This window comes from Pandoraea oxalativorans (assembly GCF_000972785.3).
Classification (GTDB): Bacteria; Pseudomonadota; Gammaproteobacteria; order Burkholderiales; family Burkholderiaceae; genus Pandoraea; species Pandoraea oxalativorans.
The window spans coordinates 5303217-5324353 of sequence record NZ_CP011253.3 but is presented as its reverse complement, the minus strand read 5'-3'; the positions used below and the strand labels follow the sequence as shown (position 1 = coordinate 5324353).

15 protein-coding genes and 1 pseudogene are annotated in these 21137 nt (G+C 63.1%); 5 read left to right on the top strand and 11 right to left on the bottom strand.

The features are described from left to right. The first annotated feature begins 308 nt into the window (after window positions 1-308). Window positions 309-1556: an MFS transporter gene (locus MB84_RS23540; protein WP_046290088.1), complete on the top strand. Its 1248-nt coding sequence runs from the start codon at window positions 309-311 to the stop codon at window positions 1554-1556. A gap of 7 nt (window positions 1557-1563) precedes the next feature. Here MB84_RS23540 and MB84_RS30085 read toward each other — a convergent pair whose 3' ends face one another. Then, window positions 1564-1746 (bottom strand): hypothetical protein, encoded by a 183-nt coding sequence (locus MB84_RS30085; RefSeq protein ID WP_157122828.1) that lies wholly within the window; start codon window positions 1744-1746, stop codon window positions 1564-1566. 159 nt (window positions 1747-1905) lie between these two features. On the opposite strand from MB84_RS30085, the gene MB84_RS23535 reads away from it, so the two are divergent. After that, window positions 1906-4185 carry an NADP-dependent malic enzyme gene (locus MB84_RS23535; RefSeq protein ID WP_046290087.1) on the top strand — a complete coding sequence of 760 codons (2280 nt, stop codon included), beginning with the start codon at window positions 1906-1908 and terminating at the stop codon, window positions 4183-4185. A 146-nt stretch (window positions 4186-4331) separates the two neighbouring features. Here MB84_RS23535 and MB84_RS23530 read toward each other — a convergent pair whose 3' ends face one another. After that, window positions 4332-7898, bottom strand: a complete 3567-nt coding sequence (locus MB84_RS23530; RefSeq protein WP_046290086.1) for an indolepyruvate ferredoxin oxidoreductase family protein — start codon at window positions 7896-7898, stop codon at window positions 4332-4334. Window positions 7899-8528: 630 nt separating this feature from the next. Between MB84_RS23530 and MB84_RS23525 the strand changes: the two genes are divergently transcribed. Both MB84_RS23525 and MB84_RS23520 read left to right on the top strand, forming a co-directional pair. Beyond that, window positions 8529-8738, top strand: a complete 210-nt coding sequence (locus MB84_RS23525) for a hypothetical protein (RefSeq protein ID WP_046290085.1) — start codon at window positions 8529-8531, stop codon at window positions 8736-8738. Between the two features lie 243 nt (window positions 8739-8981). Beyond that, window positions 8982-9470: pseudogene (locus tag MB84_RS23520) on the top strand (Lrp/AsnC family transcriptional regulator). Window positions 9471-9559: 89 nt separating this feature from the next. Here the strand turns inward: MB84_RS23520 and MB84_RS23515 are convergent. The 8 genes from MB84_RS23515 to paaA all read right to left on the bottom strand — a co-directional run bounded on the left by MB84_RS23515 (window position 9560) and on the right by paaA (window position 16094). After that, on the bottom strand, window positions 9560-10216 hold the full coding sequence (locus tag MB84_RS23515; RefSeq protein WP_046290084.1) for a GNAT family N-acetyltransferase: 657 nt from the start codon (window positions 10214-10216) through the stop codon (window positions 9560-9562). Window positions 10217-10499: 283 nt separating this feature from the next. After that, window positions 10500-11156 carry a TetR/AcrR family transcriptional regulator gene (locus tag MB84_RS23510; protein WP_046290083.1) on the bottom strand — a complete coding sequence of 219 codons (657 nt, stop codon included), beginning with the start codon at window positions 11154-11156 and terminating at the stop codon, window positions 10500-10502. 9 nt (window positions 11157-11165) lie between these two features. Beyond that, complete coding sequence (locus MB84_RS23505; protein WP_046290082.1) at window positions 11166-11954, bottom strand: DUF1835 domain-containing protein; 789 nt, start codon at window positions 11952-11954, stop codon at window positions 11166-11168. Window positions 11955-12094: 140 nt separating this feature from the next. Beyond that, a complete protein-coding gene (gene paaE / locus MB84_RS23500) occupies window positions 12095-13183 on the bottom strand; it encodes a 1,2-phenylacetyl-CoA epoxidase subunit PaaE (protein ID WP_046290081.1) in 1089 nt (362 codons plus the stop codon). A 56-nt stretch (window positions 13184-13239) separates the two neighbouring features. Beyond that, a complete protein-coding gene (gene paaD / locus MB84_RS23495) occupies window positions 13240-13848 on the bottom strand; it encodes a 1,2-phenylacetyl-CoA epoxidase subunit PaaD (protein ID WP_157122827.1) in 609 nt (202 codons plus the stop codon). 16 nt (window positions 13849-13864) lie between these two features. Next, window positions 13865-14668: a 1,2-phenylacetyl-CoA epoxidase subunit PaaC gene (paaC, locus tag MB84_RS23490; RefSeq protein WP_046290080.1), complete on the bottom strand. Its 804-nt coding sequence runs from the start codon at window positions 14666-14668 to the stop codon at window positions 13865-13867. A gap of 63 nt (window positions 14669-14731) precedes the next feature. Continuing rightward, window positions 14732-15028, bottom strand: coding sequence for a 1,2-phenylacetyl-CoA epoxidase subunit PaaB (gene paaB, locus MB84_RS23485; RefSeq protein WP_039393802.1), 297 nt, complete (start codon window positions 15026-15028; stop codon window positions 14732-14734). Window positions 15029-15086: 58 nt separating this feature from the next. Then, entirely contained in the window at window positions 15087-16094 is a 1008-nt protein-coding gene (paaA, locus tag MB84_RS23480; protein WP_046290079.1) for a 1,2-phenylacetyl-CoA epoxidase subunit PaaA, read from the bottom strand. A 710-nt stretch (window positions 16095-16804) separates the two neighbouring features. Here paaA and MB84_RS23475 point away from each other — a divergent pair. Next, window positions 16805-20041 (top strand): autotransporter outer membrane beta-barrel domain-containing protein, encoded by a 3237-nt coding sequence (locus MB84_RS23475; RefSeq protein WP_169835037.1) that lies wholly within the window; start codon window positions 16805-16807, stop codon window positions 20039-20041. Here the strand turns inward: MB84_RS23475 and MB84_RS23470 are convergent. Next, window positions 20031-21020, bottom strand: coding sequence for a GlxA family transcriptional regulator (locus tag MB84_RS23470; RefSeq protein WP_046290077.1), 990 nt, complete (start codon window positions 21018-21020; stop codon window positions 20031-20033). The two genes, MB84_RS23475 and MB84_RS23470, sit on opposite strands and share 11 nt — an antisense overlap. Window positions 21021-21137 lie beyond the last annotated feature (117 nt).

Here is a 21137-nt window from a genome sequence, read left to right as displayed (position 1 = left end):
GATACCGCGCTAAACACGCTACGCAGATGAACAGCTGACTGCGACGGGACACCCTCTGAGGCAGCGGGCGGCACGTCTTGCGACGAATGGCCAGCGCTTAAACGCGAATTATGCCACAAGTTTCAGCAAAAGCGACGTCAATTATGCACTGAGCGTACATTCGTCGACGCACCAATACGCACGGTGTGCGCGCACGGCGCATATGAAAAGGCATCTCCGACAGATGTGTCCAAAAAAAGAGACAGTTGCCGAGCCTTTATGACAGGCATACACTCTCGCCGAAATTCAGACCGGTCCAGACCACTCCCATGCCCAACGATTCCTCGCCTTCCCTTGCCGCACCGGCCTCCGCCATCGCAAAGCAAGACACCGCTTACGCGAACCGCGCCCTGTGGGCGTCAGCCATCGGCTATGCCATGGACGGCTTCGATCTGCTGATCCTCGGCTTCATCCTGCCGGCCATTGCGGCCGACCTGGCGCTCTCCAGCGCGCAGTCCGGCGCGCTCGTGACGTGGACGCTCATCGGTGCGGTCGTCGGCGGCATCGTCTTCGGCATGCTCTCGGATCGCTACGGCCGGGTGCGCGTGCTCTCGTGGACGATTCTGCTGTTCGCGGTATTTACCGGTCTGTGCTCGCTGGCGCAGGGCTACTGGGATCTGCTGGCGTACCGGACCATCGCCGGTATCGGGCTGGGCGGCGAGTTCGGCATCGGCATGGCGCTGGCCGCGGAAGCCTGCGCGCCGGAACGCCGTGCGCGCGCGTCGTCGTTCGTGGGGCTTGGCTGGCAGGCCGGGGTGCTGGCTGCCGCATTGCTCACGCCGCTGCTGCTGCCGGTCATCGGCTGGCGCGGCATGTTCGCGGTCGGCCTGCTGCCTGCGGTCGTGTCGTTCGTCATGCGTCGTACGCTGGGCGAGCCGGAGATGTTCCTCGCCCAACAGCAACAGCCGCGCGAACATGCGCCGCTCAAGCTGCTGGTGAAAGATTGCGCGACCACGCGCGCGAGTCTCGGCGTGGCCATTCTGTGCTCGGTACAGAACTTCGGCTACTACGGTCTGATGATCTGGATGCCCTCTTATCTGTCGAAGACGTTCGGCTATTCGCTCACCAAGTCGGCGATGTGGACGGCCGTGACCGTGCTGGGCATGGCGTTCGGCATCTGGCTGTTCGGTCGTCTGGCCGATCGTTTCGGGCGTCGTCCCACGTTCATCGGCTATCAGATCGGCGCGGTCCTGATGGTGTTCGTCTATGCGCAGCTTCAGTCGCAGTTCGCGCTGCTGATCGGCGGTGCGGTGATGGGCATGTTCGTGAACGGCATGATCGGCGGCTACGGCGCGCTGATTTCGGAGCTGTATCCGACGGCGGCACGCGCCACGGCGCAGAACGTGTTGTTCAACATCGGCCGTGCGGTCGGCGGCTTCGGCCCGCTGACGGTGGGGGCGTTGGCGGCGGCGTACTCGTTCAAGATGGCGCTCGTGTTCCTGGCTGGCATCTATGTACTCGACATTCTCGCGACGCTGTTCCTGATTCCGGAACGTCGCGGCGAAGCATTGCTGTAAGTCGCAACTATAAGGCGCTGCGGCAGGCGTTACCGCATTCCCAGCCGCACGCCAGCCTTGCTGCGCGTGCGGCGTCACGCTTCTGGCGCAAGGTGTACACTTTGCGTCCTGCGGTGAGCACCGGCCACCGCAAGTCCCACGGTCCGACGCGCGCGAGCGCGGTATTCAGGATCGGGGAAGCGATGGTCATCACGCCATTGCGCTGCGAAGACCCCCGTCGACGACACAATCGCCGAATCCCTCCGGTTGGCTCTTCCCCCCGCCGTGATCCGTCAAAAGACGGCCGAGTCCAGACGCTGCCCGCATGCGGCACAGGCCCGGCCGTCGCCCAGTTCTTAGGTATCGAGATATGGATGAACAACTGAAACAAAGCGCCCTGGCGTACCACGAGAACCCGCGTCCGGGCAAAATCTCGGTGACGCCGACCAAGCCGCTGTCGAACCAGATCGATCTGTCGCTGGCTTACTCCCCCGGCGTGGCCTACGCCTGTGAAGCCATTGCGGAAGACCCCCTCGCCGCCAATCGCTACACGTCGCGCAGCAACCTCGTGGGTGTGATTACCAACGGTACGGCCGTGCTGGGTCTGGGCAACATCGGCCCGCTCGCCGCCAAGCCGGTGATGGAAGGCAAGGGCTGCCTGTTCAAGAAGTTCGCCGGCATCGACGTGTTCGACATCGAACTCGCCGAGCACGACCCGGACAAGCTGGTCGAAGCCATCGCCATGCTGGAGCCGACGCTGGGCGGCATCAACCTCGAAGACATCAAGGCGCCCGAGTGCTTCTACATCGAGAAGAAGCTGCGTGAGCGCATGAAGATTCCGGTCTTCCACGACGATCAGCACGGCACCGCCATCATCGCTTCGGCCGCTATCCTCAACGGCCTGAAGGTCGTTGGCAAGGACATCGCGAAGGTCAAGCTGGTTTGCTCGGGCGCAGGCGCTGCCGCCATCGCCTGTCTGGATCTGCTGGTGAACCTCGGCCTCAAGAAGGAGAACATTCTCGTTCTCGACTCGAAAGGCGTGATCCACACCGGCCGCGACAAGCTCGACGAGAGCAAGGCGCGTTACGCCGTGACCACCGAAGCGCGTACGCTGGCCGATGCCAGCAACGGCGCAGACGTGTTCCTCGGCTGCTCGACTGCGGGCGTGCTGAGCGCGGACATGGTCAAGACGATGGGCACGAAGCCGCTGATTCTCGCGCTCGCCAACCCGGAGCCGGAAATCCGCCCGGAGATCGCGAAGGCTGCGCGTCCGGACTGCATCATCGCGACCGGTCGTTCGGACTACCCGAACCAGGTCAACAACGTGCTGTGCTTCCCGTTCATCTTCCGTGGCGCGCTCGACGTGGGTGCCACCACCATTACGGAAGAGATGAAGCTCGCCACCGTGCGTGCCATCGCCGAACTGGCGCAGGAAGAAGAGCAGAGCGAAGAAGTCGCGCGCGCCTATGAAGGCCAGTCGCTCGAATTCGGTCCGGAATACATCATTCCGAAGCCGTTCGATCCGCGTCTGATCATCAAGATCGCCCCGGCCGTGGCGCAAGCCGCGATGGATTCGGGTGTGGCTACGCGTCCGATCAAGGACATGGACGCCTACCGCGAACAACTCGGCACGACCGTATATCGCACCGGCTTCATCATGCGTCCGGTGTTCGCCGCCGCGCGTGCGCGCTTCGGTAACGACGCTGCCCGCATCGTGTTCGCCGAGGGCGAAGACGAGCGCGTGCTGCGCGCCGCCCAGTTCGTGCTGGCCGAGCGTATCGCCAAGCCGATCATCATCGGTCGTCCGGCCGTGGTGGAAATGCGTCTGCAGAAGATCGGCTCGAAGCTCAAGCCGGGTGTCGACTTCGAGATCGTGAATCCGGAAGACGACGCGCGCTATCAGCGCTGCTGGCAGGCGTATCACAACCTCGGCGCACGCCACGGTGTGACGCCGGAAGTCGCCAAGGCCGCCATGCGCAAGGACAACACCCTGATCGGTGCCATCCTCGTCCATCTGGGCGAAGCCGACGGCATGGTCTGCGGCATGATCGATACGTACCACCGCCATCTGGATGTGGTCGATCAGGTGCTGGGTCGTGCGGCGGGCGTCGAGAACTACGCGGCGATGAACCTGCTGATGCTGGAGAACCGCAACCTGTTCATCAGCGACACGTACGTGAACGAAGTGCCGACGTCGGAACAGCTCGCCGAAATGACGGTGCTGGCCGCGAAGGAAATCGAGCGCTTCGGCATCGCCCCGAAGGTGGCGCTGCTCTCGAACTCGAACTTCGGCAGCGTGAAGTCGGCATCCGCTCAGCGCATGGCCCGTGCCGCCGAACTGCTGGCTGCGCGTGCGCCGTCGCTGGAAGTGGACGGCGAAATGCACGGCGACGCCGCGTTGTCGGAGACGATCCGCCGTGCCGCCTACCCGGCATCGCGTCTGTCGGGCGAAGCGAACCTGCTCGTCATGCCGAACGTGGAAGCGGCCAACATCACGTACAACCTGCTCAAGATGACGGGCGGCGAAGGCGTGACGGTGGGCCCGTTCCTGCTGGGCTGCGCCAAGCCGGTTCACATCCTGACGCCGGCCGCGACCGTGCGCCGCATCATCAACATGACGGCCGTCGCTGCGGCGAACGTCACGCGTTGATGCTCGGTTGATGGGGACGTCCACCGGTCGATAGTCGTTGAATGGCCGGTGAGCGTCACCCTCGGACGCGCATAAAAAAATCCCGCCAGTCGCTTACGCGCTGGCGGGATTTTTCATGGGACAGCCGTTTCGTCGGTATTGATGAATCAAGCGGCGACGCGATGCGAATCGCCGTCACGGAACTGTGCGAGTAACTTCGCCCACTTGATGCGCGTGGCGGCGAGGTTCTGCTCCTTCACGTGGCCGTAGCCGCGAATTTCCTGAGGTAGCTCCGCGAGTTGCACGGCCAGCGAGACGTTGTGCTCGTTCAGACGCGACAGCAGTTCGTTCACCAGCGTCTCGTACTCGCCGATCAGCGCACGTTCCGTGCGACGCTCCTGCGTCCTGCCGAAGATATCGAACGCACCGCCACGCAGCCCCTTGAACTTCGCCAGCACGCCGAACGCCTTCATCATCCACGGACCGTAGGCCTTCTTTACGAGATGACCCTTGTCGTCGTGCTTGGCGAGCGACGGCGGGGCGAGATGGAAGCGCAGCGAGAAGTCGCCTTCGAACTGCTCGTGGAGCTTCTTCATGAACGCCGGATCGGTGTACAGACGTGCGACTTCGTACTCGTCCTTGTAGGCCATGAGCTTGTGCAGCGCACGGGCCACGGCTTCGGTCAGCGGCATTTGCGCGTTCTCGTTCGGCAGGGCCGACTCGGCCGCACGCACACGGTCCACCGTCTGCTTGAAGCGCTCTGCGTAAGCACGATCCTGATACGCGACGAGCTGGTCGTAGCGACGCTGGATCAGCAAGTCGAGCGCGCGCGGCGAATGCAGCGTGATCAGCTTGCCGCCGGTGGCCGACGACTCGGGCGCTTCACCCTGCTGCGCGAGCTTACGCACCGTGGCGAGGTCGTGTGCGGCGCGACGCCCCCACTCGAACGCCTGCTTGTTCTTCTCGATGGCCACGCCGTTCAGTTCGATGGCGCGCGTGAGCGCTGCGTACGAGAGCGGCACCCAGCCCTTCTGCCACGCGTAGCCGAGCACGAACGGATTCGTGTAGATCGTGTCGCCGAGCAGGCGCAGCGAGAGATGGTTCGCATCGACGAAGTCGACGTTCTCGCCCGCCGCTGCACGAATATCGTTCTCCGTGCTTGCGCCGGGGAAACGCCAGTTCGGGTTGCGGATGAACTCGGCCGTCGGCGTGTGTGCGCTGTTCACGACGATGTTCGTCACGCCGTGCTGGACGCGCGAGAGCGTGTCGTCGCTGGCGGTCGTGATGGCGTCGCAGCCGATCACCACGCGCGCGTCGCCCATGGCAATACGCGTGGCGTGAATGTCTTCGGGCTGCTGCGCGATCTGCACGTGGCTCGTCACCGCGCCGCCCTTCTGGGCGAGACCGGTCACGTCGAGCGTCGTAACGCCCTTGTTCTCCAGGTGCGCCGCCATACCGAGCAGGCCGCCGATCGTCACCACGCCCGTGCCGCCCACGCCCGTCACGAGAATGCCGTACGGACGCGCAATCGTCGGCAGTGCCGGTTCCGGCAACGGCGGCAGACCGCTGCTGTCGACCTGTGCCGTCTTCGGCTTACGGAGCTGACCGCCTTCCACCGTCACGAAGCTCGGGCAGAAGCCGTTCAGGCACGAGAAGTCCTTGTTGCACGTGGACTGATTGATCTGACGCTTCGTGCCGAATTCCGTCTCCAGCGGCTCCACCGACAGACAGTTCGACTTCACCGAACAGTCGCCACAGCCTTCGCAGACCGACTCGTTGATGACCACACGCTTGGCCGGATCGGGATACGCACCGCGTTTGCGGCGGCGGCGCTTCTCCGTGGCGCACGTCTGGTCGTAAATCAGGATCGACGTGCCCTTCACCAGACGCAGTTCACGCTGTACGCGGTCGAGTTCGCTGCGGTGATAAATGGGAATGTCGCCGACGAGCTTCACGCCGTCGTACTTCTCGGGTTCGTCCGTCACGATGACGATCTTCGCCGCACCTTCGGCATCGACCTGCGCCACGATCTGCGGCACGGTGAGGGTGCCGTCGACCGGCTGGCCTCCGGTCATCGCGACCGCATCGTTGTACAGAATCTTGTAAGTGATGTTGACCTTCGACGAGATCGCTGCGCGAATCGCGAGCAGACCCGAGTGGAAGTAGGTGCCGTCGCCGAGGTTCGCGAAGATGTGTTCGTCGCACGAGAACGGCGCCTGACCGATCCAGGGCACGCCTTCGCCGCCCATCTGTGAGAAGGTGTCCGTCTTGCGGTCCATCCACACGGTCATGTAGTGGCAGCCGATGCCTGCGATGGCGCGCGACCCTTCGGGCACGTTGGTCGACGTGTTGTGCGGGCAGCCGGAGCAGAACCACGGTTTGCGCTCCACGGCGATGCGCGGCTTGGACAGCGCCTGTTCCTTCGCTTCGATCACGCGCAGACGCGCAGCAATGCGCTCGCGCACGTCGCTCGGCAACTCGAACTTTTCCAGACGCGTGGCAATGGCCTTCGCGATAAGCGCGGGCGAGAGTTCGTAATGGGCGGGCAGCAGCCAGTTGGCCATGGGCACCGACCATTCGCCACCGGCACCGTCCTTTTCGTCGAACTTGCCGTACACGCGCGGACGCACGTCGTCGCGCCAGTTGTACAGCTCTTCCTTGATTTGGTATTCGAGGATCTGACGTTTTTCCTCGACCACCAGAATTTCCTGAAGCCCTTGTGCGAACGCGCGCGCTCCCTGCGCTTCAAGCGGCCACACACAGCCAACCTTGTACAGACGGATGCCGATGCGCTGGCACGTGGCGTCATCGAGACCGAGGTCGGCGAGCGCCTGACAAACGTCGAGATAAGCCTTGCCGCCGGTCATGATGCCGAAGCGCGCGTTGGGCGAGTCGACCGTCACGCGGTCGAGCTTGTTGGCGCGGATGTAGGCGAGGGCGGCGTACCACTTGTAGTCGATCATCCGCGCTTCCTGCACCAGCGGCGGATCGGGCCAGCGGATGTTCAGGCCGTCGGGCGGCATGATGAAATCGTTCGGCACACGAATGTCGACGTTGTGCGGATCGATCATCACGGAGGCCGACGATTCGACCACGTCCGTCACGCATTTCATCGCGACCCACAGACCGGAATAGCGGCTCATCGCCCAGCCGTGCAGACCGTAGTCGAGGTACTCCTGCACGTTCGACGGGAACAGCACCGGAATGCCCGCGGCCTTGAAGACGTGTTCGGACTGGTGTGCGAGCGTGGAGGATTTGGCGGCGTGATCGTCGCCTGCGAGCACCAGCACGCCGCCGTGCTTCGACGAGCCAGCCGAGTTGCCGTGCTTGAGCACGTCCATCGAACGGTCGACGCCCGGTCCCTTGCCGTACCACATGGAGAACACGCCATCGAACTTCGCGGGGTACAGATTGACCTGCTGCGAACCCCACACGGCCGTGGCCGCGAGGTCTTCGTTCAGACCCGGCTGGAAGACGATGTTATGACCGGCGAGGTGCTGCTTCGCTTTCCATAGCGAGAGGTCGAGACCGCCCAGCGGCGAGCCGCGATAGCCCGAGATGAAACCTGCGGTGCTGAGCCCGGCAGCGGCGTCGCGCGCCTGCTGCAACATCGGTAGTCGAACCAGGGCCTGGATGCCGCTCATGTAAGCGCGACCGCGCTCGAGCGTGTATTTGTCGTCGAGCGTGACCGATTCTAGTGCGGCCAGCAAGCTCGGATTGACGGGGGCGTTCATGGGGTGTGCTCCTCACTCTCACTGATTTTGGGATCGCCAAAACTTCCTGCCCCTCCCGCTCTCGTGAAGCAGGACGGCAGCGTGAATGCCGGCCTTTTGATTTTGCGCTTCCGAGGGCTCACATTCGTGATGTCACTCGTCGGGCGGGGCCTTTTTTCGTGATGCTGATGCCAGTCGGACTCATGGTAGCACCGGTGTCATGCCATTGCCTGACGACGGATGACGGTGGCGGTGACGTTCCATGGGTTGCCGATCGACGGCAGTATAGCGAGGATTATGACGTTTACGTAAACGTAAGACGTTTGGCGTAAACCCTGTCTGGTCTTCCGATCGGACACCCCCCAATATAAGCGACAGGTGCGGCATTGAGCCGCTTCCTCGCTTTAGGAATCCTCCTCAAAATGACGGCATTGTGTCGCGATTATGTCGGCAACCGTACGCTTGTCGGTGCCTTCTGACACGGGGGTAACAACGTGTAACGGTGCGGGGCGAACGGGAACGCAGCAGGCAGAATGTGCACTAATGCGTTACCCGTTGCGTGACAAAGCCGTTATCGTCCGCTCAGGCACATTCATAGCGTGCTGTGAAAGCACGCAGCAACAACAAAGCGATACGTAAGAAGGAGTCACTGTGAATCAACGAAACATCGCCAAATTCCTGCTGGTTTCCGCTTCGTTCCTGACCCTGGAAGTGAGCGTCGCCCGTGCCGATGAACTGGCGCGCGACAAGACGGCCGTACCGACCCCCATCACGCAGCAGCGCACCACTCAAACGCCGCAGCGTTACCAAGGCCCGCTCGACCAGCGCACGATCGATCCGCGAGAATTCCAGCGCCGATAATCCCATCGGCCCGATCCACTCGAATCGACCGCCGAACGGCTACGTCGGCGATCCATTCAGAACCCTCAGTTGTTTGAAGGACATAGGGCGCAGCCGGAAGCGGCGAGCGCCTTTTTCTTGCCCTCTTTCTCGGTTCTCATCCGCTGTAATCTCTCGTAACTGACCATTTTTGACACCAACTTCCTGATAAGTGGGTTTATGCGCAATAATATTGCGCATAAATACCAATAACAGGGAGGGGGTATGTCAAAGCTGGAACTGGACAAGATCGACCGGCGGATTCTCGCCTTGCTGCAAAACAACGGGCGTCTTTCCAATCTCGAAATCGCCGAACAGGTGCGGCTCTCGCCGAGCCCGTGACTGCGTCGCATTCGTCGCCTTGAAGAGGCTGGCGTGATTCGCGGCTATGTCGCCTTGCTGGAGCCTACACGGCTTGGGCTCGGACTGCTGGCCTATGTGAACGTGCGACTCGACAAGCGTCACCCGGGCGACGGGGAGGGCGGTTCGGTGATCGAACATTTCCGCAGCGTCGTCGATTCGTGGCCGGAAGTCGTCGGCTGCTACGCGATGGCGGGCGATATGGACTACTTGCTGCGCGTGCATGTGCGCGACATGGCGCATTTCTCACGCTTCATGCAGACGCAACTGCTCGTGCACCCGAGCGTGGTGGACGTCAAAACCAGCTTCGTACTCGATCAGTTGAAGGAAACGACGGCATTGCCATTGCCCTGAGCTGCGTTCGCCGAACGAAAGCCAGAATGCGAAAAACCCGGCCTCGGCCGGGTTTTTTCATGGGCGACGCCGAAGCGTTGGGCCGGGATTCAGGCGGCCCGCTGATTCGGCAGCAGTGCACCGACCAGGCGACGCGCGTTGCGCAATTGACGCTTGAGCGCGTAGTCGAACGCGGCGATCTGATCCTGCATCATTTCCGAGAGCATCGACTGCGTGTCGGCCGGGGGCAAGCTCAGGTAACCGTCTGCCTCGCCGTAGGCAAAGTTGATCTCCATACCGGCCTTCTTCGCAATGCGCATCATGCGGGCGTTGCGCGAGAGACAGTGCATGTACAACGTATCGACGCGCTTGTTGCGGCAATGGATCGCAGCGCGCTCGAACAGACGCGAGCCGATGCCCAGGCCGCGGGCCGATTCGAGCACCGAGACGCCGAACTCCGCGACACGGCCCTTCTTGCCGTCCGGCAGTTGGGCGACGTGAGCCACGGCGACGAGCGCGAGATTGTCGTCATAGACGCCAAAGACGCTGTCACGGGAGAAATCGAGGCTGGCGACGTAGCGCGTGATGATGTCGTCTGAGACGGCCTGACCGAAGCGCAGCAGGCGGTCTTCTTCGCCGAGCGCCAGGAAGTGGCGCTGGAGTCGGTGGATGTCGCCGGACGTCAGCTCACGAATCAGCACGCTCGACCGCTCGTTGGCGGCAACCGTCGCGCGTGCGACGTCGGGCGTGTGGTTCGGGGCAGTCATGGCGTAATCCTTGGGTAATCTTTAGCGCGTCCACCTGATTGTGCGACGCAAAAGAATTATACCCGAAGGGCTAGGTAAAAACCCCAGTGAATTTAGTCCCGACCCTGGAGGGAAGTGTCTAAGTCTCTGAAGAATGGCGTCTTTTCTGGATTTCTCATTTGACGGTTCTTCTATAAGAGTTGCTGCGAGGCAACAAAAAAGGGCGACAATTCGCCCTTTATTTGTAAGTGATCACTAACTCCGACCGCTAACTCCGACCGCTAACTCCGACCGCTAACTCCGATTATGATTTTTCGGGCGTCGCCGGGGCCGGGATTGCGGCTTCGATGCCCTCGGGCAACGGCGCTGCGAGGCCATGTTCGAGCACCGCAATGACTTCGTTGGCGAAGTCGCGATAACGCATGCGGCCGCCCGGTTTGAGCCACGTGAAGGTCCAGTTGATCATGCCGAACAGCATCATCGTCAGCGCGGTCTGATTGTGCTTTGCGACCCGGTCGGGGAAGGCGCGCGTGAGCTGGCGTGCAAACGCGGCGACCACGTCGCGCTGGCGGTTGAGCACGATCTCGCGTTGCTCGTCGTTCAGGAACTTGACGTCGTTGAGCAAGGCGATGTGACGCGTCTGCGACGTCTCGTACTCGTCGAGGAACGCACGGATCAGTTCGTGGAAGGTGTCACGCTCCGACAGTCCGCGACGCTGGCCGAGCGCCTCGACCTCGGTGACGATCAGCATCAGGCGCTTGGTGTAGCGCTCAAGCAGATCGAAAAGGATGGCGTCCTTGCTGGCGTAGTAGTGATACAGCCGGGCCTTGGATGTGCCGCAGGCGGCGGCCAGTTCGGACATCGACGTGCTCGGATAGCTCGCGCGGGCAAAGGCGTCGGCGGCGACGTCGAGAATCTGTTCGCGCTGCGATTCGTGATCGGGCGCTTTGGTACGTGCCATAAACGGGGGTTACTCCAGTCGTAAATCGCACGCGGCGGCGGCCGTAGTGTCACCGCGCAACGCGAGTCGGCCTGCCGCACCGAGTTCGCGGCAGCGCCACAAAAGAAAACTGTCGGTGGCGAAAAAACCTTCGACGCGCGGCATCATTTCGCCGAGAAATGCCGCCATCGGTGTCCAGGCCACCGGGGCGCGAGTCAGAATCTGATCGTCGATCTCGGCGAACGTCGCGCCTTCGAACGTGTTGTGCACCCAGCGCCGGACTTGCGTATTCACTTGCTTGAGCGCTCGCCATTCCAGCGACAGACGGCCAATGCGCAGCAGCGAAATCGGGGCGATGCGACCGAAGCGCTCGGCCAGCACCTCCGGGGCGTACATGCCGACGCTGGTGCGGCGGTTCGCGTCGCTCCCGTTCACCGCACCGGTCAGGTCGCTGCCTCGCAGCAAGATCTCGTTCAGGCGGGCGGGCGTGCCGCGCAGCATGAAGGCCACGCGACGCAGCGTCAACTGATCGGACGCGCTGTCGCCGTGCCAGCACACCACCGCGTTGTCGCCTTCGACGAGGCGATGCAGCGACGCCAGTTCTTCGCGCAGTTCGCCGGCGTAGTCGCGGCGGGCCGATGGCATGACGCGCTGCCAGAAAGCGGCACGCTGGCGTTCGTTCTCGTCGATCTCGCGCAACGGGCCGATGGCCAGATCGTCGCGCAGAACCAGTACAGGGTCGGCGCGTTGCGCTTGCGCCATCGCCGCACGCAATTGCTGCGCGGCGATATCGCCACAGACGTCATGGATGGTATTCATGCCCGGTAGTTTACGGTATTCCCGCTACCTCGGGTTGACGCTCCCGTAATGTCCGGAATAATCGGCGCATTGGCGGGATTTCATGCGCGTTTCGCTCGCGTTGCCGTCGCGTTCGCACGCGGCGGCAAACAGGCGTTCGATCAACGCTCGTCGTAGCTGACCACGACGCGCTCCGTGAGCGGACGCGCCTGGCACGTCAGCACGAAGCCCTGTTCGACTTCGTAGTCTTCCAACGTGTAGTTCTTTTCCATGGCGACCTCGCCTTCGAGCACCTTGGCGCGGCAGGTGCAGCACACGCCGCCCTTGCAGGCGTACGGCAGCGACAGCCCGGCCGCCAGACCCGTATCCAGAATGCTCTGGCCTTCATACGGCTGACGCAGCCGACGCTCCTTGCCATCCATCACGACGACCAGCTCGGCCATCGGCGTGTCGTCGGTAATGACGACCGGCTTCACGCCCGCTTGCGGCGACGGCACACCGAAACGCTCGACGTGGATCTTTTCCTTGGCAACACCTGCGGCGGCGAGCGCGGCTTCGGCGGCGTCCATCATCGGGCCGGGGCCGCAGATGAAGGCTTCGTCGATGCTCGCTGCCGGAATCAGCGTCTCCAGGAACGCGCTGCACTTGTCCTGATTGAGCAGGCCGTTGAACAGCTCGACTTCCTGTGCTTCGTCGGACAGCACGTGATACAGACGCAAACGTCCCAGATACGTGTTCTTCAGGTCTTCGAGCGCTTCCGCGAACATGATCGCGGGCACCGAACGGTTGCCGTAGACGAGCGTGAACTGGCTGTCCGGCTCCGTGGCGAGCGTGGTCTTGATGAGCGCCAGCATCGGCGTGATGCCCGAGCCACCGGCGAAGCCGACGTAATGCTTGGCGTTGTTGGCCGACAGGCGCGTGAAGAAACGGCCGTCGGGGGTCATGACGTCGAGTTGCTGCCCCGGCTTGAGCTGATCGTTCGCGAAGTTCGAGAACTTGCCGCCGGGCACGCGCTTGATGCCCACGCGCAGTTCGCCCGTCGCTTCGTATTCGGGAACGCCTACGCAGATCGAGTAGGAGCGACGGGCTTCTTCACCGTCGATCTCGGTCTTGAGCGTGAGGAACTGGCCTTGTGTGAAGCGATAGGCGTCGCGCAGCGTGTCCGGCACCGTGAAGGCGATGGAGATGGCGTCGGCGGTCTCGGGCCGGATTTCGCGAATCGTCAGCGAATGGAATTGCGGGGTCGTCATCGTAAGCTTCCCAATCAGGTCAAACGCGGGGTCAAACCCGGGTTCAATCGGGTCAATCAATAGGGCTTGAAGTAGTCGAACGGCTCTTGGCACGTGCGGCAAACGTAATGTGCCTTGCAGGCGGTCGAGCCGAAGGCGGAGACGACTTCGGTATGCGTCGAGCCGCAATGCGGGCACGGCACGCCGTCTTTCGGACGGCCGTAGAACGTGATCTTGCGTGGCGCGTCGGCCGACACGGCTTGCGCCCCTGTGGGCGGCGCAATGCCGTAGCCGCGCAGTTTTTCGCGGGCTTCCGGGCTGATCCAGTCCGTCGTCCACGCGGGAGCGAGTACGGTCTTGACGTGCCACGGGCCGAGCCCGGCGTGGGTCATGGCCGCCGCGATGTCCTCGGCGATCTGCTGCATCGCCGGGCAGCCCGAGTACGTGGGCGTAATCACGATTTCGAACGCCGCGCGGCCTTCGCCGTTCGTCACGACGCGCACATCGCGCAGAATGCCGAGCTCCCGAATCGACACGACAGGAATTTCCGGGTCGGGTACCGCTTCGAGGGTTTGCCAGGCGAGCGGCAGCGACGCCTCCGAGGCCGGCGTGAGCACGTCGGGCGCAACGGGAGGGGTGAGCGGCAGATTCGTCATCGCGTGGGCAAACAGGTTCGTCGTAGGCATGATGTGCGCGCGTGGCTTACCAGGTGGCGCCGGGATGCTGACGGGCCAGCCCCTGCATCTCGCCGAGCAGATAGCTCATGTGCTCGGAGTGATGACCGAACTTGCCGGTGCTCTCGAACGCACCGCCGACCGGCGCGGTGAGCGTGGCTTCTGCAAGGGCGTCGCTGACGGTGGCTTGCCATGCGTCCTTCAGATCGGCCATCGTCACACCGGTACCGGCGGCGGCCACCGTGTCTTCGAGCGTGTCGCGCTTGAAGATCTCGTTCATGTACGGCACGAGATAGTCGAGCGCGGCCTGTGCGCGGCGATGCGATTCTTCCGTACCGTCGCCGAAGCGCACGAGCCAGTCGCGTGCGTGGTGCAGGTGATAGTGCGCTTCCTTGACCGACTTGGCGGCGATGGCGGCGAGCGTTTCGTCGGCCGATTGCGCAAGCGCTTGCCACACTTCGACCATCAGCGCCGAGTAGAGGAAATTGCGCACGATGGTGACGGCGTAATCGCGCTCGGCGGCCGTGGTGCCGGCGGTCGGGCCGTAGTGGGGCAGCTCGACGAGTGTCCAGTTACGGAAGGCGAATTCGTCGCGCCAGAAGGCGTAGTCGTCTTCTTGCTTGGCAAAGCCGGTGAGTTCGGTTTCGAGCTGGGCGGCGTGCTGATACAGCATGCGTGCCTGTCCGATGAGATCGAGGCTCAGGTTGGTGAGCGCGATGTCTTCTTCCAGCACGGGGCCGTGACCACACCATTCCGCGTTGCGCTGACCGAGGATCAGCGCGTTGTCGGCGAGGCGCAGCAGATAGGACAGATGTTCCTGCGTCGGTTTCATGTTCTGGGGTCTCGCTTGGGGCGCGCCATTGACGTGCGCTTCGTCACGTCGGCGCGCAGCCGCTTACATGTGATTCACTTCTTCCGGCAGTTGGTAGAAGGTCGGGTGACGGTAGATCTTGTCGGCGGCCGGATCGAACAGCTCGGCCTTGTCTTCCGGCGCCGAGGCCGTGATGGCGACCGACGGCACGACCCAGATGCTCACGCCTTCCTGACGGCGCGTGTAGACGTCGCGCGCCATGCGCAGCGCCATCTCGGCGTCGGCGGCGTGCAGGCTGCCGCTGTGTTTGTGTTCGAGGCCCATCTTGCTGCGCACGAACACTTCCCAGAGGGGCCATTCCTTGTTGCTTGCTTGCGTCATGATCGTTCCTGATGTCTTGTGAGGGCGGCGCGCTCTTGCAGCCGCTTATGCAGCTTGCTTATGCAGCCTGCTTCTCGGCGCGCTGGCGCTGTTTCGCGGCGTGGGCGAGGGCGGCCTCGCGCACCCAGGCGCCTTTCTCGTGGGCGGCCACGCGGGTGCCGACACGTTCCTTGTTGCACGGGCCGTCACCGCCGACCACGCGCCAGAATTCGCTCCAGTCGATCTCGCCGTAATCGTGGGCCTTGCGGGCTTCGTTCCACTTCAGATCCGGATCGGGGAAGGTCACGCCGAGCACTTTGGCCTGTTCGACGGCAGCATCGACGAACTTCTGACGCAGGTCGTCGTTCGAGATGCGCTTGATGCCCCACTTCATGGTCTGGGTGCTGTGGATGGATTCCTTGTCGCTCGGGCCGAACATCATCAGCACCGGCCACCACCAGCGGTTCACCGCTTCCTGCACCATGTCGCGCTGGCTTTGCGTGCCGCTCATCATCGCGAGCAGGGCGTCGAAGCCCTGACGCTGATGGAACGACTCTTCCTTACAGACTCGGATCATGGCGCGCGCGTACGGACCGTACGAGCAGCGGCACAGGGGCACCTGGTTCATGATGGCGGCGCCGTCGACGAGCCAGCCGATCACGCCGACGTCGGCCCACGTGAGGGGCGGGTAATTGAAGATGCTGGAGTATTTGGCCTTGCCGGAGTGCAGGGCGTCGATCATCTGGTCGCGCGAGGTGCCGAGCGTTTCGGCGGCGGAATAGAGATAGAGACCGTGACCAGCTTCGTCCTGCACCTTGGCGAGCAGGATGGCCTTGCGCTTGAGGCTGGGCGCGCGCGAGATCCAGTTGCCTTCCGGCAGCATGCCCACGACTTCCGAGTGCGCGTGCTGCGAGATCTGGCGAACGAGCGTCTTGCGATACTCGGCAGGCATGTAGTCCTGCGGCTCGATCTTCTGGTCGGCGGCGACACGTGCGTCGAAGCGAGCTTGCTGCGTCTGCTCGGCCTCGCTCAGGGCTTGCACGCCCTTGGGGCTGTTGCCGGCCAGATCGATGGCTTGCGTATACATAGAGGGAGGCCTCCGCGGCATGTGGGGATATGGAACGCATTATAAACCGACCGGCCGGTCGGTCAATAAATGTTTTCCATTAGGGCGGGGAGACGATTGCCAGGACGCCGACGCGCGTCTGTCCGACGCATCTGAAGAAAGGCGCCCGGTTAAGGGAGATCTGCGGGATATTGGCAGAGCATTTAACGGTGGAGCGTGCGAATGCCGGGTGCCTTCATTTAAAGGGGGAAGAATTTTTTAAATAGTGGCTCTTTACTCTGTGGCAGAATTTACGCAGATAGAAAATCATTCGATAAGTGGTGCCACATAAATCCCGAACGCAGATTCGAGGGTATTTGGTGCTACTCCCAGGGGGCACGCCGCTGATGATTCGCCATAAGATTTTCAAAAAAAATGCCAATCTATCTTCCCGGAAGCACTTGCATATTGGATTTATTCGCGAAAGCAGTGTCCGTGGATCCCACGCCGATGAAGTAACGTCGCCGACCGCCGATCTCACGTCGGATTCGCGCAACGGTCATTCGCGAAAGAAGGTGCTATTGAGTCCTCTTGGGCGCCATCACGCGATTCTGGCCGCCGCTATCGCAGCGCTCGTGCCCTCCGCGCGGGCGTTCGCACAATGCAGCCCTGCGCCAGCGACGCTCAGCATTTCGTCCGGCAGTTGTTCGGATCCCGCCTCGACTGCACGCGAGAGCACCGGCGCAGCGCCTGTGGTCGAAGTCTCCGGCACCGGGAGCTACAGTGGCAACTCCGTCAACCTGAGCGCAACGGGCAGCGGCTACGGCATGCTTGCGACCGGCGGCGGGACGATCACACTCTTGGGTTCATCGACAACCGGCAACACGATCAGCACCTTCGGCACCGGCGGCCATGGCCTCTATGCTGTTGGGGGTGGCGTGATTGCCGGTAGTTACGTGGCCGTCGACACGAACGACGCCGGGGCATACGGCGTCGGAGCGGTTGGGGCAGGCAGCCGGGTTTCGCTCACGGATAGCGCGCTAAGCACGGTGGCTGACAACGCCCATGGTGCCTATGCGGCCAGTGGTGGGGCGATCACCCTGACTCGCACCGACGTGACGACCTACGGGATGGGTGCCTCCGCCATCTTTGCCGATGCCGGGGGCGCGATCACGCTCAACAATCTGAATACCTTCAGTTTCGGCGATAACGCAGCGGGTGCCGTCGCCACGGGCGCAGGCAGTCGCCTCACGCTGAATAACACGTTCGTGAATATCCTCGGTAACGGCAGCACCGGATTGTCTGCAACGGGCGGAGGGGGAATTTCCATGGTCGGCGGCGCCATTGCGAGCGGCGATTACTACGGCGTCACCGTCATCGCCAACGCTCCCGGCATGCTCGCCAGGGGCGGCGGAAGCAACATCCAGGTCAGCAACGGCGCAACGTCCGCAACTTATGGCGCGAATAGCCCCGGCGTATGGGCCGACGCCGGAGGGAAGGTCAACTTTTCCGGCTTTGGCATTTTCACGTACCAACCCAATTCCCCGGGCGCGCTCGCGAGCGGCGCAGACAGTTCGATCGCGCTGACCGACACGATCGTCCGCACGTCGGGGCCTTCCAGCGCGGGGTTGTCCGTGACCGATGCCGGCACGGTGACCGTGACCGGGACCGAGGTGACGAGCGGGTACAGGCCCACCGGGAGCAGCCCGCCGGTCCTCCAGTTTCCCGACACATCGATCGGCTCGCAGGCCAACGGCGCGGATGTGACGGGGGCCGGGAGTCAACTGCTGGCCGACAGGACCAGGATCACCGCAAATGGTGATGGCGCAATAGGCGTCAAGGTCAGCCAGGGTGCCAGGGCATCGATCACCGGCGGCAGCATCACCACGCGTGGGCAGAGTGCTCCGGGTGCCGTTGCAGAGAACGTCGGCAGCGATATCGTTCTGACCCGTACTGCAATAACGACCGCTGGCAGCGGTGCGCACGGTATCGCGGCGATCGGTGGCGGCACGCTTTCCGCCGTCGATACGACAGTCGCGGTGAGCGGCGCCGGATCGGCTGCGATTCACCTTGCCGGTGTTACCCCCAGCGCCATCTCGTTCACGGGCGGCAGTTTGAGCGCCACCAGCGGCGCGATTGTGTACGCCGAGGGCGGGACGGGCATCGTTTCGATCAGTGACGGCACAGCGATCGCTGCGGCCATGGTCAACGGGCGGCGCCTGCTGGCGCAGGTGACTGAAAATGCGTCGGGCACGCCGAGCAATCTGACGCTGAACATTGCGCGAATCCCGTCGCTCGCCGGTGACATCGTCGTTGATCCCTCGACGCTCACCTACAACCTCGTTAGCAGCAATTGGACGGGCAATCTCGTACTGCTGGGTCAGGCCAATACGGCGAATGCCAACCTGAGCGCATCGCAATGGACGGGCGATCTGCTGGCCGACGCGGGCAACACGGCTGACGTGACGCTGACTCAGGGCAGTCTCTGGACCGGTCTGGCGAGGAACGCAACGAAGGTTGCGATCGACGCCAGCAGTGTCTGGAATGTCACTGGAGACTCGAATGCCACCGGCACGGTGGCCAATGCGGGTCTGATCCAGTTCGTCCCCCGGTCGGGAAGCTACAGCACGCTGACGGTGGGCAGCTACACCGGCAGCGCCGGGAGTCGCATCGGCTTCAACACCTACCTTGGTGCCGACAACTCGCCGACCAATCTGCTGGTTATCAAGGGTGGTCAGGCCAGTGGCACAACAGCCGTGGTCGTCGACAACACCGGCGGTCCGGGGGCACAAACCGTGGCAGATGGTATTCGTCTCGTGCAGGTCAGCGATGGCGGCACCACCACGACCGGCGCTTTTACGCTGGCCAGACGCGTTGCTGCCGGGGCCTACGAGTACCAGCTCTTCCGTGGCGGCAGTACTAGTCCGGACGACTGGTTCCTGCGGTCGTATCTCAGCGATAAACCGGCGGACCCTGCGACGCCGGTCGATGCTGGCATTGCGTTGTACCGCCCCGAAGTCGCGCTTTACTCCCCGATCCCTGCCATCGCCCGGCAGATGGGCCTTGCGACGCTGGGAACGCTGCATGAACGCGTTGGCGAGGAGGAGAATTTGCGTGGTTTGCCGGGACCGCGACCCTATGCGAACGGCGTGTGGGGCCGTGTGTTCGGGGGGCGAGTGAACAACCGATGGGACGGGACGGTGAATTCGAGCGCGTCCGGCAATCTGGTCGGCTTTCAGACGGGCCTCGATATTTTTCGGCGGACGACGGATGAAGGCCACCGAGACCACGCTGGCGTGTATTTCGCCTACTCGGACTTCGATTCGCCTTCAGTGCGCGGCTTCGCGCTGGGCACGCAAGACCTGACGGTGGGCAAACTGGTGCTGAACGGGCCGTCGGCTGGCGCGTATTGGACGCATTTCGCTCCGGGCGGCGGCTACCTCGACGCTGTAGTGCAGGCGAGTTGGTATGACGCAAAGGCCACGTGCCTGTATGGCTCGGGCATGTCGACCAAAGCGACGGGATACACGGCGTCGCTCGAATCAGGCTACCCGTTCCGATTCGGAAAGGACGATCGCTGGCTGATTGAGCCTCAGGCGCAGATTGTCTACCAGGGCGTGTCGGTCCGGCGTTCGGGGGATCAATATTCGGATGTGGACTGGAATGCCGGTAAGGCGTGGACGGCAAGGCTGGGGGCGCGGCTGCAATACACCGAACAGGACGAACGGGGGCGTCTGTGGCAGCCCTACGCGCGGGTCAATCTCTGGCATGTCTTCCCTGTGAGCGACACCGCATTCTTCGGGCCGTCGTCGCCCGGCATCGAGACCCGCATCGGTGACACGGCGCTGGAGATCGGTGGCGGTATCACGGCTCGGGTGAACCAGTATCTGAGCTTTTACGGTCAGGCCAGTTATCGGTGGTCGGTCGGCAGCGTTCACGATCGCAGGACGACGACCGCCGGGACACTGGGGGTTCGCGTTAACTGGTGACGGTCGCGTTCAAGCCCTGCGGCTGACCGAAATTCTCGCGATATTGCTGGGGCGACACACCGAAGCGGCGCTGGAAGACCTTGCGCATGTTGTGCGGGTCGCCAAAGCCGCATTCCCATGCCACGGTCTTGAGCGGCGCATTGCCGTTCTCCAGCATCACGCGTGCGGCGTCGACGCGGGCGGCGCTCACGAAGTCTGCTGGCGTCACGCCCGCATCGCGTGCGAATACGCGGGAGAAGTTACGCACGCTCATCTTCGCCACGGCTGCGAGATCGCCGACCGACAACGGCTCCGCCAGATGCTCCAACACGTAATGCTGGACTTGCGCGACCGGTGAATTCGGCTCGGCGTAGGGCGTCAGATACGGACTGAACTGCGACTGACCGCCCGCGCGCTGTGTGAAGACGACCAGACGCTTCGCCACGTTCAGCGCCACCTCCTGCCCGTGATCCTGCGCCAGCAGATGCAACGACAGGTCGATCCCTGCCGTCACCCCCGCCGACGTGTAGAGACTCCCATCCTGAATGAACAGCCGGTCGACTTCGATACTCGCACCGGGCGCGCGCTCGGCGAGTACGTCGACATCGTTCCAGTGCGTCGTCACACGCTTGCCGTCGAGCAGGCCCGCCGCCGCGAGGATCAACGCGCCGTTGCAGATCGAGCCGTAGCGTCGTGCACGCGGGACCATGTCGGTCAGCCAGCGATAAACGTTCGGCCCGAGATCGTCCGTCAGTAGCGACGGACCGCCCGCCACCAGCAGCAGATCGACGTGTCCGCCGACGTCCTGATAGTGACGCCGAGGCAGCAACGCCATGCCGTTCGAACAGGCAATGGCCCCGTGCTGCGTGCCGATGACCTCCGTCTGGTACTGATCGCCGGGCAGCAGGAAGCGATTCGCTTCGGCGAAGACGTCCAGCGGCCCGCTCACATCGAGCGATTGCACGCCGGGGAACACCAGCAGGGCGACGTTACGGATCATGGCAATTCGGTGGAAGACGGTTCAGGTCAGGTGGGTGGCAACGCAGGCAAACGGATCGGGAAACACTGGCAGTGACGCGACCCATTTTGGCAGAAAGCGGCGCATCGACAAGCGATC